We start from the raw sequence: 15,463 nt of genomic DNA on the forward strand, positions 1-15,463 counted from the left end.
GTGCGGGATCCGGCGGCTACAGCGGCAGCCAGAGGGCCAGCACGTTCGGCGGCTCCCAGCTCACCAGCGACGTGTGCGCCTGGCGGCACTGATAGCGCCGGCCGCCGTAGGTGACGATCTGCCCCTGGGCGTACGCCACGCCCGGCGCCCACGCCCCGGCGGCCGGTGGCGCCGTGGTGGGGGCGGTCGTCGGCGGCCGGGTGGTCGGCGCGGTCGTCGTCGGCGTGGTGGCAGGTGGCGGGGTGCTGCCCGGGTCGCAGTCGTTCGCCGTCACCACGGTGTCGGCGTGGGTCCGGCCCGCCGACCGGTACGCCGTGATCGCTGCCGCCGCCTGCGCGGGGCTCAGCACCTGCTTCTTCGCGTGGTACACGTAGTCGATCGCCTGCTGGTAGACGGCCGTGCCGCCGCTGTGCCCGGCCAGGTCGATGAACCACTGGTTGAAGTCGATCGACATGTTCTGCCGCGGGTAGACCTTGCCGGAGTGGTCGCCGACCAGCACGCCGTCGAGGTAGTACCGCACGTGCCCGCCGGCGACCGTGGCCAGCACGTCGTGCCAGCCGTTGATGCTGCGTGCCTGCTGGCTGTGCTGGTTGTCCGCGTACCACGGGTCGGCGACGTAGGTGTACCAGGTGGTCTGGTAGTTGATCGGTCCCGCCTCGCCCCAGCCGCCGTTCGGCAGGTACTCGGAGAAGTCCATCTCGGAGTAGTTCGGGTCGCGGGGCGCGGCCAGCGGGGAGATCGTGTAGAAGGTCTGGTTCACGTGGTCGCCGTCGGGGCCGGTGGCCGGGGCGTCCGCGAACTTGATCCGGGCCAGGTAGGTGCCCTCGAAGAAGCGGCGGTTGCTCTGCGAGAACTCCGCGTGCGAGGTGCCGCCCGCGGTGCCGTCGGTCCGCGCGGTGAGCTGGGCGACCCGCTGGCCGTCCACGGTGGGGAAGGAGACGTTGTCGGCGAGCCAGCTCGCGCCGGGCACGCCGGGACCGCCGGCGGCGCCACGGATGCTCCAGCCGCGCTGGCCCAGCGCCGGGTCTGTCCGGGACGAGTAGGCGAAGTCGTCGAACAGCACGCCGCACGCGGTGGCCGCGCTGCTGCTCGGGGCGGCGGCGACGGCGAAGCCGGCGAGGGCGGCGGCGGTCGCGGCGACGGTGGCGCCGACGGCGATCTTGCGTGGTCTGCCCATGGGGGAGGGCTCCTCGGGTTCGGGGGGTGGGGTTTACCAGTGGTAAATAGATAAGACTCCTTCCAGTGGTGGCCGTCAATGGTTGTTTCCTGTGCTCAGGCTTAAATCGGGGCCTGGCGGAACCGGTGCCCTTGCCAGGAGAATGACCAGTGGCCAACATGGGCGGAGTGGTGATGCGGCGGGCCGAGGTGCGGGAACGACTGCTGGCGTTGATCGGCGCCTGCGAGCCGGGTGATCCGCTGCCGTCCGAGCGCGACCTCAGCGACGAGCTCGGCGCCTCCCGCCCGACGATCCGGGCCGCGATCGAGGAGCTGGCGAGCGACGGGCTGCTGATCCGCCGGCACGGCCGCGGCACGTTCACGCATCCCCGCAAGATCTCCCAGGAGGTCCCGGCGGCGGCCGCGCTGCCGCCCGCGGAGGGCGAGTGGCAGAGCGAGGTGCTGGAGTTCGGTGTGCTCGCGGCCGGCGCCCGGCTCGGCATGCGGCTGCGCGTGTCGCCCGGCGACGACGTGGTCCGCACGCTGCGGCGGCGGATCGTCGACGGCCGCCCGATGGCGCTCGAGGAGATCCACGTGCCGCTGGCCGTCGCGCCCGGCCTGACGGCCGCTGACCTCGCCGCCGGCTCGTTCTACCGGCACCTGCGGCAGCGGCACGGCGTCCGGCCGGTGGAGGCGGTGCAGACCACCGAGCCCACCGTCACCGACGGGAAGGAGTCGCGGCTGCTGGACGTGCCGCTCTACTCCCCGGCCCTGCTGTTCGAGCGCACCACGCGCGACGAACGCGGGCGGACTGTCGAGTTCGCCCGGTCGGTCTACCGCGGCGACCGCTACCGGATCACCAACCACCTGCGGTTCGGCCCGGACTCGGGCTGATCGGGCGGCCCCGCCCGGGTGACCGTCGGCGCGTCCGGCGGGCCCGGGCCGGTGCGGGCGACGATCGTACGGTCATGCACAGGATCGCGGTCACCGCTCTCGCCTGCCTGACGCTCCTCGCCGGGGCTGCCCCGGCGGGCGCGGCCCCGGTCACCGGGCCGGACGCGGCCGGCGCCGCCCGGCTGCGGATGGCCTGGAGCGTCGGCCCCGCCGCGGCCGGCATCGTGACCGCCCCGGTCTACCTGGCCGGCGCGACCTACCACCTGGAGGGGGTCGCCGATCCCGCCAAGGTCCGCTCGCTGGTCCGGGTGGTCCGCCGCGACGCCGGCACCGGGCGGCGGCTGCCGTTCGCGACCGGGGCGATCGACTCGATCATGGGATACCGGCCGGCCGCGGACGGGCGCAGCCTGTACGTCGCCACCTACCGCGAGCAGACGCACGTCTGGGCCTTCCGCCCGGACGGCCGGGTGCTGTGGAGCCGGGCCCAGCCCGGCGAGCAATTCCCGCAATCACCGATGCCGGCCGGCCGCCGCCTGATCACCGTGTCCCGGTCCGGGTGCGACGTCGAGTGCGCGCACACCACCGTCTTCGGCTGGAACGCCGCCGACGGCACCCCGGCCTGGTCGTACTCCCTGCCCGGCGGGTACGTGAAGTCCGTCGCCACCGCCGGGCACGCGGCGGTGCTGATCAACACCGGCGGCACGTCCACCCTGACGGTCCTCGACGCCGTGACCGGCGGTCTGCTGTGGTCGCGGACCGTCGCCGGGGGCAGCGGCATCGCACTGGACGCCACGCACGCGTACGTCGCGGACGGTTCCCTGCGGGCCTACGCGGTCCGGGACGGCAGCCCCGCGTGGGCCGGCGAGAACGCCGGGTACACCGCCGCCTACCCCAGCCCGTACGGGATCTTCGCCACCTCCGGGGCGCGGTACGCGGCGTACGACCCGACCGGGCGCCGCCGCTGGTCGAGCGGCATCCACCCGCGGGGCACCCTGACCGTCGACAACGGCGTCGTCTACTTCCAGCAGTCGCCCACCCGGCAGGGCGCCGGGCCGGCGTACCTGGTCGCCACGCGCGCCTCGACCGGCGTCGTGCTGAGCCGGGTGCGGATCTGGAGCCGGATCAGCATCGGCGACGTCACGGTCGGCGGCGGCCGGGTGTTCACCAAGGCCCTGCTGGAGAAGATCGTGGCCTTCGCCCCGGCGCGGCGCTGACCCGGCGTGCCGTGGGCGGCCGTCGGTCGCGGTCGGACAGGTCCCTGATCCTGATGTCGCGGAACGAGACCACGTCCTGCGGCGCGCCGTGCGCCCGCAGCCCGACGTAGCCGACCAGCCCGGCCACCCCAGCCCGGCCACCGCGAGGAGCCGGCCGATCCGGGGCATCGGTCCTCCCTCCGCCGGCGGACCTCTTCGCGGTAGTCCCGGCGGCCCGGATGCGCCGGTGCTGAACTGCGCAAACATTGGTCTCCGCCAATTTCAGCGAGGTTACGCGCGCCCCTGCTTTTAGGTTCATCACCTTTACTTTCGTCAATGGGATACATACATTGCTCGTATCCGACGAAAGTCGTGCGGCACATCGCGGAAAGCGGAGCCGCACCGTGGACATCGCTCGATCTTCTGCACCCTCTTTCCGGTCCCGCACCAGCCCGCCGGTGGATGGAGACGTCTGTGCACGACAACGTTGTCAGGTGGCCCCGGAAGAACGTGTCCCGGCGCTCGCTGGTGGTCGGCGGAGCCTTGGGCCTGACCTCGGTGGCCGGTGCGACGGCCGCGCTGCGCGGCGAGCCGGCCCGGGCCGCGGCCGGCGCCACCCGCAAGGTCACCATCTACGCCGAGGCGCTGCCGGGCGGGCTCTTCGGCTACGGGCTCGCGCCCGGCACGGCGACCGTGCCGGGCCCGGTGCTGGAGATGTGGGAGGGCGACACCCTCGAGATCACCCTGGTCAACACCACCAACCAGCGGCTGTCCATCCACCCGCACGGGGTGGACTACCGCACCGATTCCGACGGCAGCCCGCTCAACGCGTCCTTCAACAACCCGGGTGAGACCCGCACCTACGTGTGGCGGTCCCGGGAGATGGTCGCCGCCGAGGGCCGGCGTTTCCTGCCCGGCAGCGCCGGCTACTGGCACTACCACGATCACGCGATGGGCACCGACCACGGCACCGGCGGGGTCGCCAAGGGCCTGTACGGCGCCCTGGTCGTGCGGCGCCGCGGCGACCTGCTGCCGGAGAAACAGTTCACCGTCGTGTTCAACGACATGATGATCAATAACCGGATGGCGCCGGACACGCCGATCTTCGAGGCGAATCTCGGCCAGCGGGTGGAATGGCTCGCCATCGGCCACGGCGGCACCTTCCACACGTTCCATCTGCACGCGCATCGCTGGGCGGACAACCGCACCGGCCTGCTCGAGGGTCCCGCCGATCCGAGCGCCGTCATCGACAACAAGGACCTCAACCCGGGCAGCTCCTTCGGCTTCCAGGTGGTGGCCGGCGAGGGCGTCGGGCCGGGCGCCTGGATGTACCACTGCCACGTGCAGTTCCACTCCGACGGCGGGATGGCCGGGATCTTCCTGGTCCGCAACGCCGACGGCAGCATGCCGCCCGGCGCGCAGGAGGCGATCCACCGTTTTCAGGGCCACGTCCACAACACGAAGTTGCCTGGGTTTTCCGCCGCGGGTGAGCACAGTGCGCAGCACGGCTGACGAGCGAGAGGGCATGGGATGAGACGAGGACAACTACTGCGGGCAGCGCTGGCGGTCGCCGTGCTCCTGCTGGGCTGGCCGCCTGCGGTCGGGTACGCGGCTCCGGCCGTACCGGAGCAGGTCGAGGTGCTGGTCTTCCACGGGCCGGCGGCGGAGCAGCAGGATCCGGTGGCCCGGGCGGCCGCCGCGATCAAGGAGCTCGGCGCCGAGCAGAGCATCGCGGTCACCGAGACCACCGACCCGGCGGCGTTCGCTCCCGCCACGCTCGCCCGTTTCCGCGCCGTGGTGTTCCTGTCGGCGGCCGGCGCCGCGCTGAGCCGGGAGCAGGAGGCCGCGCTGCAGAGCTACGTGCGGGCGGGCAACGGGTTCGTCGGCATCGCCGACGCGGCGGGCGCGCAGCTGGACTCGGCCTGGTTCACCGGGCTCATCGGCACCCGGCCCGCGGGCAGCATCCCGGTGCCGGAGCCGGTCGCGAAGGTGACCGCCAGCGGGGAGAACGCGCCCAACGAGACCAAGGAGAAGCTGACCGACGGCGACCCGAACACCAAGTGGCTGGTGCGCACGCCGACCGCCTGGGTCGGCTACGAGCTGGGCAAGCCGACCGCGGTCACCGGCTACGCGCTCACCTCGGCCAACGACTCGCCCGGCCGGGACCCGAAGGACTGGACGCTGCAGGGCTCCGCCGACGGCACCAGCTGGTCCGACGTGGACAAGCGGGCCGGGCAGACGTTCACCGACCGCTACCTGATCCGCAAGTTCGAGGTCACCGGCGCGGCCGAGTACAAGTTCTACCGCCTGACCGTCACCGCCAACGGCGGCGAACCGCTGACCCAGCTGGCCGATCTGCGGCTGTTCACCGGCGCGCTGACCGCACCGCAGCCGCCGGCCGTCCACGAGGCGGTGGTGGACATCCTCGACCGGCACCACCCGGCGACCAGGGCGCTGCCGATGACCGTGCGGCGCGCGGACCGCTGGTACAACTGGGATCCGAACCCGATCGGCACCGGCCACACCGTCGCGCAGGTCGAGGAGCGCTTCTACGACCCGGGCCTGGGCGCCAACGGGCCGTTCCATCCGGTGTCCTGGTGCCGTGACTACGACGGCGGCCGGTCCTTCTACACCGGCATGGGCCACACCGAGGGCAGCTACGGCGAGAGCGCGTTCCGCGGCCACCTGGCCGGCGCGCTGCGCTGGACCACCGGCGTCGAACGCGGCGACTGCCAGGCCACGATCGCCGCGAACTACAAGGTGGAGCGCCTGACCGCCGCCAACAAGGCCGGCCGGCTCGACCAGATCGGCGAGCCGCACGGCCTGACCATCGCCCCCGACGGCACCGTCTTCTACGTCGGCAAGGCCGCCTGCCCGAGCGGGCCGGTCGTCGACTGGGCGAACCCGGACGTCGGCCTGGGCTGCGGCACCATCCACTCCTACGACCCGGCCGGCAAGCAGGTCGAGCTGCTGGCCACGCTGCCGGTGATGGGCAACCGGGGCAGCGGCTCCGAGCTGGTCAAGAACGAGGAGGGCCTGCTCGGCATCGTGCCCGACCCGGCCTTCGCGACCAACGGCTGGCTCTACGTCTACTGGATGCCGTACGACTCCGTCGACCGGGAGAAACGGATCGGGCAGCGGACGATCTCCCGGCTCACCTACGACAAGGCCACCCGGAGCATCGACGTGGCGACCCGCAAGGATCTGCTGCGGTTCCCGGTGCAGATCCACAGCTGCTGCCACGCCGGCGGCGGCATGGCCTTCGACAAGCAGGGCAACCTGTACGTCGGCTCGGGCGACAACAACTCCTCCGAGGGCTCCAGCGGCTACTCCGGCAACAACTGGACCGCCGAGTACCAGGGCGTCTCGTTCCAGGACGCGCGGCGCACCGCGGGCAACACCAACGACCTGGCCGGCAAGATCATCCGGATCCACCCGGAGGCCGACGGCACGTACACGATCCCCGAGGGCAACCTGTTCCCGCCCGGCACCGCGAAGACCCGCCCGGAGATCTACGTGATGGGCGTGCGCAACATCGCCCGGCTCGCGATCGACCCGGAGCGGCAGTGGCTGACCGCCGGCTGGGTGGGTCCCGACGCCGCGGCGCCCAGCCCCACGCTCGGCCCGGCCAAGTACGAGACCGCCACCATCATCACCTCGGCGGGCAACCAGGGCTGGCCCTACTGCATGGGCAACAAGCAGCCGTACCGGGACCGCAGCAGCACCGACGCCACCGTCCTCACCGGCTGGTACGACTGCGACAACCTGAAGAACACCTCGCCGCGCAACACCGGGCTGACCGACCTCCCGCCCGCGCGCGACAACATGATCTGGTACTCGCCGGACGGCGGCGGGCCGGTCTTCCCGCCCCGGGCGGACGGCAGCGGCGTCCCGACCTACGTCAAGGCCGACGCCACGTACACCCAGCCGTACCTGCGGGGCGGGGGACAGGCCATCATGTCCGGCCCGACCTACCACCGGGACCGGGTGGACACCGCCAGCGGCGTGGCGTGGCCGGCGTACTGGGACGACAAGTGGTTCATCGGGGACCAGTCCAACGCCGCCAACCGGGTCGCGGTCACCGTCGACCCGGCCGGGGTGCCACGGCAGGCCCCGCCGGTCTTCGGCGAGTCGCTGCGGGCGATCATCCCGGGCGGTGCCGGCGACACCCGGCTGCAGAGCTGGATGGACGCCACGTTCGGCCCGGACGGCGCGCTCTACTTGCTCGACTACGGCGGCGGCTTCTTCACGCTGCACGCCAACCAGAAGCTGATCCGGATCGCCTATCAGGGCGGCGCGCCGACCCCCGCGCCCGCCGCGACCGCGGTGGCCGTGCAGAACAAGCCGCTGACCGTCGCCTTCACCGGCTCCCGCTCGGGTGGCATCTCCTACCGCTGGGAGTTCGGTGACGGCGGCACGTCGGCCGAGGCGAACCCGCGCCACACGTACGCGAAGGTCGGCAGGTACACCGCGAAGCTCACGGTCACCTACGCCGGCGGCGAGACGGCGACGGCGCAGACGGCCGTGACGGTCGGGTGTGCGACGCCGGACGCGCGGGCCACGGTGTGGGTGGACGAGACCGACACCGGGGTGCCGAACCGGACGGTGGGCGAAGGCTGCACCATCAACGACCTCATCGACGACGAGAGCAGCTGGGCGGACCACGACAGCTTCGTGCGGCACGTCACCGCGGTCACCCGTACGGTCCCGCTCAGCGGCCGCGAGGCGGGCGCCCTGACCCGCGCGGCCGCCGGATCGGCCGTCGGCCGGCCCGGGCACCGGGGTTACGAGCCGCTCTTCGACGGCACCGCCGGGTCCCTGCTCGGCTGGCAGCAGGCGCCCTCCGGCCAGTTCACCATCCAGCCGGACGGCTCACTGCGGGCCGGCGGCGGGCTGGGCATGCTGTACTACACCAAGCCGTTCGGGGACTTCTCGCTGAAGCTGCAGTTCCGCGACGGGGCCCCGGGCACGGCCCGCGCCAACAGCGGCGTCTTCACCCGCTTCCCGGACCCGCGCACCCCGCTCGCCGACCGCCCGCCGTGCGGCACCACGGGCTCGGCGCGGACCTCGCAGGCGTGGGTGGCCATCTACTGCGGACACGAGGTGCAGCTGTACGACGGCGACACCGGCGAACCGCAGAAGACCGGCTCGATCTACAACTTCGACGTCAACCCGCTGGCCGAGGCCGGGGTCACCGCGAAGAACGTGTGGAACAGCTACGAGGTGCGGGTGGTCGGCCAGCACTACACGATCCTGCGCAACGGCGTGGTCATCAACGAGTTCGACAACACGCCCGGCAAGCAGTCCTCCCGGGCCGGCGACCCGCCCACCGACCTGCGGCAGTTCGCCGCCGGCTTCATCGGGCTGCAGAACCACAGCGACACCGACCTGATGGACTTCCAGAACATCCGCGTGAGGACGCTATGAAGTATCTCCTCCTGAGCCTGCTGCTGGTGCTCTGCCCGGTGGCGGTCTCCCCGGCCGCCGCCGCGGCGGCGGGGACCCTGACCTGGACCGCCGACGACGACATCACCCGCTACAAGTCGGCGCCCGCGTCGGCCACGGCCGGGGCGACGACGATCGTCTTCGAGAACAGCGCGGCCACCGGCAACACCACCGGCATGCCGCACACGCTCACTTTCGACACCACTGCCGAGGGCTACAACCACGACGTCAGCCTCAACATCCTGGCCGGCCCGTTCGACGCCAACAACGGCCGGCACCAGGCGGCCGTCACCCTCACCCCGGGGAGGTACCGCTACTTCTGCTCGATCCCCGGGCACAGCACGATGGTCGGCGAGCTCGTCGTCACCGACGGCCCGGGTGAGCCGGACACCACCGCGCCGACGGTCTCCGCATCCGTCTCCGGTTCACGCGACGCTTCCGGCAGCTACCTCGGCACGGCGACGGTCACCGTGAACGCCTCCGACGCGGGGTCGGGTGTGGACACCGTTGAATACCAGATCGATGACACGAGCTGGACGCGCTACCCGCAGCCGGTGGCGGTCACCGCGGTCGGCGACCACTCCGTGCAGTTCCGGGCGACGGACAGATCCGGCAATGTGTCCGCGGTGGGTTCGGTTGCCTTCACCGTGGTGGCGCCGGGGCCGACCGATACCACCCCACCGGTCGCTTCGTCGGCGGTGTCGGGTTCCCGGGATGCCGACGGCAACTACCTCGGCTCGGCCACCGTGACGATCACCGCCACGGACGCCGGCTCCGGGGTCGTCCGGATCGAGTACAACGTGGACGGTGGGGCCTTCGCCCGCTACGCCGCGCCGGTCGTCGTCAGCACGGTCGGGGCGCACATGGTGCACTTCCGGGCCACCGACGCCGCCGGCAACACCTCGGCCGAGCAGATGGCGAGCTTCACCGTGGTCGCAGCGCCGGTCCCGGACACCACCCCGCCGGTCACCGCGGCCACGGTCAACACCCAGCAGCCGGGCATCGCGGTCGTCACGGTCACGGCCACGGACGCCGCCTCAGGGGTCGCCTCGATTGAGTACGCCCTCGACGCGGGCGCCTGGACGGCGTACACGGCGCCGGTCACCGTCACCGCGGCGGGCGCGCACACCGTGCGCTACCGGGCCACGGACGGCGCGGGGAACGTGGCGGCGGAGAGGACCGTGGCGTTCACGGTCGTGCCACCCGGCCCCGGCGACTGCCCAGTCCCCGACACCCGCGCCACGGTGATCATCGGCGCCGAGGACACCGGCGTCCGCAACGCCGACACCGGCAACGGCTGCACGATCAACGACCTGATCGCCGAGCACGCCGGCTACCCGACCCACGCGGCGTTCGTCCGGCACGTCGAGGCGGTCACCGCGCCGCTGGTCGCCGCCGGCCGGCTCACCGCCCGTCAGCAGGGCACCATCGTGCGGGCAGCCGCCCGCTCGGACGTCGTCAAGGGAGCACAGCGATGAGACGTACCGCCGCGAAGCTGGCCACCGCCACTGCCGTCGTCACCGCCGCGGCGCTGACGATGGCTCCCACCGGCGCCAGGGCCGACCTGGTCACCCACTGCGTCGGCACCGGCGGCGCGGTGACCGTGCCCAACGACCTGCTGGTGCCGGCCGGCCAGTCGTGCGCGCTGACCGGCACCACCGTCACCGGCAACGTCAGCGTCGCCGCGGGCGCCAACCTGGTGATCACCGGTGGCCGGATCAGCGGCGACATCCAGGTCGCCGCGGACGGCTACCTGGACGCCGGCGACACCGCCGTCGGCGGCGGCATCGACCTGGCCTCGGGCGGCTACGGCGTGTTCCTCCGGGACTCCGGGACCGCGTCGATCACCGTACGGGCGAAGGGCGCGGCGACGATCGACAGCTTCCTGTTCACCGAGAACGCCGCCGTCGACGGGACGGTGACCGCGAACGCGGGCGAGGTCCGGCTCGACCGGACCACCGAGGTGACCGGCAACGTCAGCACCGCGGGCACCTACTACACCGACCTGCACGACTCCTTCGTGGACGGCACGCTGTCGGTGCTCAACAGCGCCACCGGCAGCGTGGTCTGCGGCAGCGCGGTCCGGGGCCGGGCCACGTTCGCGGGCAACCTCGGCGGCGTCCAGCTGGGGCCGAACGGCGCCCTCGACGGCTGCGCCTCCGGCGGCTACTGGGGACGCGACGTGAACATCAGCAACACCACGGGCGGGGTGACCGTCGACGACACCATCATCGACGGCAGGCTGACGACGACCGCGAACACGCCGGTGGCCCGGGTGGCGGCGAACAACCGGGTCCGCGGCGGCCTGGCGGGGGAGCAGGGCGCGGCGGCGGCGAAGGCCCTGGCGAGGCGCGGCGCCCCGGAGCGCGAGGCGAGAGCGGAGCAGCGCGCCGCAGCCCGGACGTCGTCCGCGGTGCGGGAAGCGGACGCGGCGGGCGACGCCGATCTCTGAGCCCGGTGAGGCCGCGGTTCCCCGGGCGCGGCCCGGGGAACCGCGGCCCCACCAGGCGGTGCGGGACGTATTCTCACCGGCATGACGAAGACGTTCACCCTCGCCGCCCCCGGCGTCGACCTGGTCTATGACGTCCGCGGCCCGCTGCCCCCGGCCGACGGGCGGCCGGTCCTGCTCATGATCGGCCAGCCGATGACCGCGGAGGGCTTCGGGGCGCTCGCCGAGCACTTCCCGGACCGCACCGTGGTCACCTACGATCCGCGTGGTCTGGGCCGCAGCGTCCGCAAGGACGGGCGCACCGACCACACCCCGCAGCACCAGGCGGCCGACCTGCACCTGCTGATCGAGGAGCTCGGCGCCGGCCCGGTCGAGATCTTCGGCAGCAGCGGCGGCGCGGTGACCGGCCTCGAGCTGGTCGCGACCCATCCCGGCGACGTGCTCACGCTGGTGGCGCACGAGCCGCCGATCACCTGCGTGCTGCCCGACGCCGAGGCCGCCGACCGGGCCCGGGCGGGCTTCCACGAGGCCTACCAGGCGAAGGGCGCCGGCGCGGGCATGGCCGCCTTCATCACCATGACCAGCTGGCAGGGCGAGTTCACCGACGCCTACTTCGCCCAGCCCGCGCCCGACCCGGCCGCCTTCGGCATGCCGGCCGGCGACGACGGCAACCGCGACGACCCGCTGCTGTCCAAGAGCTCGTGGGCGATCACCGACTACCGGCCCGACCCGGCCCTGCTGAACGCCGCGCCGACCCGGGTCGTGGTCGCGGTGGGGGAGGAGTCGGCGGGCACGTACACCGCGCGGACCGCCCTCGGCGTCGCGGCGCTGCTCGGCCAGGAGGCCACGGTGTTCCCGAGCCACCACGGCGGCTTCCTGGGCGGCCAGTTCGGCTACGCGGGCAAGCCGGCGGAGTTCGCGGCCCGCCTGCGCGAGGTGCTGGACGCGACCTGACCGCCCGTTCGTCCCTGCCGGGTCGCCCGACCGTGTGCTGTCGCCGGCCCGGCATTCTGCCAGGCTGGGTGCCGGTCCGGACCCGACACCCCGAAGGAACCCATGTCCCACGCTGTCCGCAGGGGCCTGAACGGCGAATGGTTCCAGGTGACCAACAAGACCAAGAAGCGGTCAGCGTCTCCGGCTGGACGGTCAAGGATGTCGCCGGGCACACCTACCAGCTCACCGGCACGCTGAAGGCCGGCGCGACCCTGACCGTGCACACCGGACGCGGCACCGCGAACAAGCCCTCCGGGCACCTCTACTGGGGTTCGAAGTCCTACATCTGGAACAACACCGGGGACACGGCGACGCTGCGGACCGGCACGGGCGGGTTCGTGCACAAGTGCGTGTGGGGTTCGACGGGCTCGGTGACCACCTGCGCGCCGGCGCCGGCCAGGACCACCAAGCCGCCGGCCCCGCCGACGACCCGGCCGGCACCGACGCAGACGACAACGCGGACGCAGCCGCCCGCGGTGCCGGAATCCCCGGGTGATGGCGACGGGGGCGCCGTCGCGCCGCCGGTCTTCGGCTGACCCGGGCCTCAGGGCTTCCGGGCCAGGCCGCAGAACTGGTAGACGTCCGTGCCCGCCGCCGGGTCGCCCGGCTCGGGGCGCCACTTCGTGCAGGTGACCACGCCCGGCTCCAGCAGCTCCAGGCCGGCGAACCAGCGCAGCATGCCGGCCCGGCTGCGCAGCGTGATCGGCGGGACTGCCGTCTCGTTCCACCGCCGGGCCGCGGCGGCGGACTCCGCCGGCCTGATCTCGGTTGTCGGGTGGGCGACGGCCAGGTAGCTGCCGGACGGCACCGCGGCCATCAGCTCCCGGACCACCGCCCGGGCCTGCTCGTCGTCGCCGATGAAGTTCAGCACGCCGAGCAGCATGACCGCCACCGGCCGGGTCAGGTCGAGCGTCGCGCCGGCCTGCCGCAGGATCGTGGCGGTGTCCCGGGCGTCGGCGTTGATGTAGTCGGTCGCGCCGGCCGCGGTGCTGGTGAGCAGCGTGCGCGCGAACGCCAGCACCAGTGGGTCGTTGTCGGCGTACACGACCCGGGCCTCCGGGGCGATCGTCTGGGCGATCTCGTGGGTGTTGCCGGCCGTGGGCAGGCCCGTACCGATGTCGAGGAACTGGCGGATGCCGGCGTCGGCGACCAGGTGGCGGACGGCCCGCCGGAGGAACGCCCGGTCGGCCCGGGCCGAGGCGACGATGTCCGGCAGGAAGCGCTGCACCTGGTCGCCGACGGCGCGGTCGGCGGCGAAGTTGTCCTTGCCGCCCAGCCAGTAGTTCCAGATCCGCGCGGTGTGCGCGACGGAGCTGTCGACGACGGCGTGGTGTGGGTCCGAGCTGCCGGTCACGGGATCGATGGTAACCACCGGGACCGGCTCCGGCGGGCGCGACCGGCCGCGCCCGCCGGAGCCGGTTTCAGCGCGCCGCCGCCGGCTGGTGGACGTCGCACTGCCGGGCGAGCTCCGCCCGCCGCACGGTACGCCCGGAGCAGAGCCGCAGCCCCGGCGTGGCGCCGCCCCACAGGTAGCCCGTCCGGGCCCGGAAGGTGGTCGTGCCCCGGCCGCACCGCGCGCGCAGCGTCCGCCACTCGATGCCGTCCGCCGGGCCGTTTTCGGCGAGCTGGATCACGCCGCACCGGTCGTGCCTGGTGACCGCGAGGGTGCCGCGGATCTGGATCGGCGGGACGGGCCGCTCCGGGATGCTCATCATGACGTCGTAGCGGCCGTACGCGGTGACGCCGCGGGCGCTCAGGTCGAAGGTGGGCCCGGCCGCCGCGGCGGGGACGGCGGCCAGGCCGACGGCGACGCCGGCTGCGGCGAGCACGCCGACGGCTCGGGTGACGAGAGACTGCATGGTTGCTCCTGTGCGCTGCTCCCCGGTGCCCGGGGATGGTGGATGACCCTCACCCCGGACAACGCCGTGAGCCGCCCGGCGGCACCGGTTTTCAGCCGATTTCCACCGAAACGCGGTGCGTGCTGGACCGCCAGTTGGGCACCGGGAGCACGGTCAGGTCACCGCCGCGCCCGCGGACCACGACGGAGACGAAGCCGGGGCGCCCGCCCGCCGGGATGAACACGTCCATGCCGGTGAGGAAGGGCTGGGCGAAGAACTCCGGCAGCGGCGCGCGCAGGTCGGTGACGCCGTCGCTGCCGTCGTCGAACGCGAAGATGCCGATCACCCGCTTGGCCCGTGGCGCGTTCGCCGGGGTGAGCACGTCCCGGCCGTTGATCCACAGGCGGTCGCCGGCCGCACCCTGGTCGCCCCACCACTCCTGCTGGCGCTGGATGGTCAGGGCCGTGTGCCGGTCGCTGACGTCGACCAGCGCGCCGATGCCCTCGCCCGGCCGGCTGGTGAGCAGGCGGACGAGCGTGTCGGTACGCAGGAACGGCGCGAAGTAGAAATGATGCGTCGCCTGCCCCGGGCGCAGCAGGGCGAACTCGTACCGGGTGTGCGGGCGTACCGGCAGGGGCCCGAACGAGCCGTCGGCGGCCAGCGAGGTCACGTGCGCCGGCCGGGCCGTACGGCGGTGCCCGGTCAGCGGGCTCACCGGGTAGAGCTCGAGGGTCGCGCCGGCGACCCCGGCGTTGCTGGGGAAGATCACGGCGCGGCCGGCGACGTGGACGGCGCCCGCGGGCTGCGGGACGACCCGGGTGGTGCGCGGCTCCCGGCCCCGCAGGAACCGGTAGATCTCCCGGAAGGACGCCGCCGACGAGACCGTCTCGGTGTGGGACTGGTCCGGGAAGGACACGTTGGTCGCGCCGGCGACCGTCCGGGCCGGGTCGCCCTCGCCCCAGATCGCGAGCGTCGGCACGCCGCCGGGCAGCGCGGCGGCGGTCCGACCGTCCAGGTTGACGTAGTGGGCCACCCGGGCCGCCCGCGCCGGGGAGCTGTTCAGGTAGCCCTGGATGACGAAGGTGCCGAGCGAGTGCGCGAGCAGGTCCACCCGGTCGGCGCCGGTGGCGGCGAGCAACCGGCCGATCCGGGCGTCCAGCCCGGCATACACCTCCGGCAGGACGGTGGCGATGTTCGGCGAGTCGTACTCGTGGGCCTCGATGACGGTGCTCGGGTAGCCGTTGCCGGCCAGGCGCTTGGCCTGGGTCCGGAACTGCAGGGCCGATCCCGCGCTGCCGTGCACGAAGACGACCGGGCGGTAGGCGGCGCCGGGTTCGGCGGCGCGCGCGGCGGGCGGGGTCAGGCCGGTGGCGGCGAGTGCGGCCGCGGCGCCCAGGGACAGCAGGCTTCGGCGAGAGATCGGCACGGGCTCCTCCTCATGGACAACCATCATTGTGCACTATGAGTGCGGCCACGCCCGTATGACGAAGTCGGTA

General features: G+C 73.2%; 12 protein-coding genes. 8 read left to right on the top strand and 4 right to left on the bottom strand.

The window, feature by feature from the left end; translation table 11 throughout:
* Positions 1-16: 16 nt before the first annotated feature.
* The gene (locus tag ACIBQZ_RS11220; protein ID WP_396088431.1) at positions 17-1,177 is read right to left on the bottom strand and encodes a carbohydrate-binding protein; all 1,161 of its coding nucleotides are present in this window, start codon (positions 1,175-1,177) and stop codon (positions 17-19) included.
* 158 nt (positions 1,178-1,335) lie between these two features.
* Between ACIBQZ_RS11220 and ACIBQZ_RS11225 the strand changes: the two genes are divergently transcribed.
* The 8 genes from ACIBQZ_RS11225 (at position 1,336) to ACIBQZ_RS11260 (ending at position 12,665) form a co-directional block, all read left to right on the top strand.
* Positions 1,336-2,049 carry a GntR family transcriptional regulator gene (locus tag ACIBQZ_RS11225; RefSeq protein WP_396088753.1) on the top strand — a complete coding sequence of 238 codons (714 nt, stop codon included), beginning with the start codon at positions 1,336-1,338 and terminating at the stop codon, positions 2,047-2,049.
* A 74-nt stretch (positions 2,050-2,123) separates the two neighbouring features.
* Positions 2,124-3,263 (top strand): PQQ-binding-like beta-propeller repeat protein, encoded by a 1,140-nt coding sequence (locus ACIBQZ_RS11230; RefSeq protein WP_396088432.1) that lies wholly within the window; start codon positions 2,124-2,126, stop codon positions 3,261-3,263.
* A gap of 453 nt (positions 3,264-3,716) precedes the next feature.
* Complete coding sequence (locus tag ACIBQZ_RS11235; protein WP_396088433.1) at positions 3,717-4,754, top strand: multicopper oxidase domain-containing protein; 1,038 nt, start codon at positions 3,717-3,719, stop codon at positions 4,752-4,754.
* 18 nt (positions 4,755-4,772) lie between these two features.
* Entirely contained in the window at positions 4,773-8,669 is a 3,897-nt protein-coding gene (locus tag ACIBQZ_RS11240) for a ThuA domain-containing protein (RefSeq protein WP_396088434.1), read from the top strand.
* The gene (locus tag ACIBQZ_RS11245) at positions 8,666-10,165 is read left to right on the top strand and encodes an OmpL47-type beta-barrel domain-containing protein (RefSeq protein ID WP_396088435.1); all 1,500 of its coding nucleotides are present in this window, start codon (positions 8,666-8,668) and stop codon (positions 10,163-10,165) included. Before ACIBQZ_RS11240 ends, ACIBQZ_RS11245 begins: the two co-directional genes overlap by 4 nt.
* Positions 10,162-11,139, top strand: a complete 978-nt coding sequence (locus ACIBQZ_RS11250; protein ID WP_396088436.1) for a hypothetical protein — start codon at positions 10,162-10,164, stop codon at positions 11,137-11,139. The genes ACIBQZ_RS11245 and ACIBQZ_RS11250 overlap by 4 nt, the downstream gene beginning before the upstream one ends.
* An 81-nt stretch (positions 11,140-11,220) precedes the next feature.
* Positions 11,221-12,090 carry an alpha/beta fold hydrolase gene (locus ACIBQZ_RS11255; protein ID WP_396088437.1) on the top strand — a complete coding sequence of 290 codons (870 nt, stop codon included), beginning with the start codon at positions 11,221-11,223 and terminating at the stop codon, positions 12,088-12,090.
* A 137-nt stretch (positions 12,091-12,227) separates the two neighbouring features.
* On the top strand, positions 12,228-12,665 hold the full coding sequence (locus tag ACIBQZ_RS11260) for a lamin tail domain-containing protein (RefSeq protein WP_396088438.1): 438 nt from the start codon (positions 12,228-12,230) through the stop codon (positions 12,663-12,665).
* An 8-nt stretch (positions 12,666-12,673) separates the two neighbouring features.
* On the opposite strand, the gene ACIBQZ_RS11265 is transcribed toward ACIBQZ_RS11260, so the two are convergent.
* The 3 genes from ACIBQZ_RS11265 to ACIBQZ_RS11275 all read right to left on the bottom strand — a co-directional run bounded on the left by ACIBQZ_RS11265 (position 12,674) and on the right by ACIBQZ_RS11275 (position 15,393).
* Positions 12,674-13,483 (bottom strand): SAM-dependent methyltransferase, encoded by an 810-nt coding sequence (locus ACIBQZ_RS11265; RefSeq protein ID WP_396088439.1) that lies wholly within the window; start codon positions 13,481-13,483, stop codon positions 12,674-12,676.
* A 67-nt stretch (positions 13,484-13,550) separates the two neighbouring features.
* Positions 13,551-13,988, bottom strand: a complete 438-nt coding sequence (locus ACIBQZ_RS11270) for a hypothetical protein (RefSeq protein ID WP_396088440.1) — start codon at positions 13,986-13,988, stop codon at positions 13,551-13,553.
* A 91-nt stretch (positions 13,989-14,079) separates the two neighbouring features.
* Complete coding sequence (locus ACIBQZ_RS11275; RefSeq protein ID WP_396088441.1) at positions 14,080-15,393, bottom strand: alpha/beta hydrolase; 1,314 nt, start codon at positions 15,391-15,393, stop codon at positions 14,080-14,082.
* Positions 15,394-15,463 lie beyond the last annotated feature (70 nt).

Origin of the sequence: Actinoplanes sp. NPDC049599 (assembly GCF_044465625.1) — a bacterium.
Classification (GTDB): domain Bacteria; phylum Actinomycetota; class Actinomycetes; order Mycobacteriales; family Micromonosporaceae; genus Actinoplanes.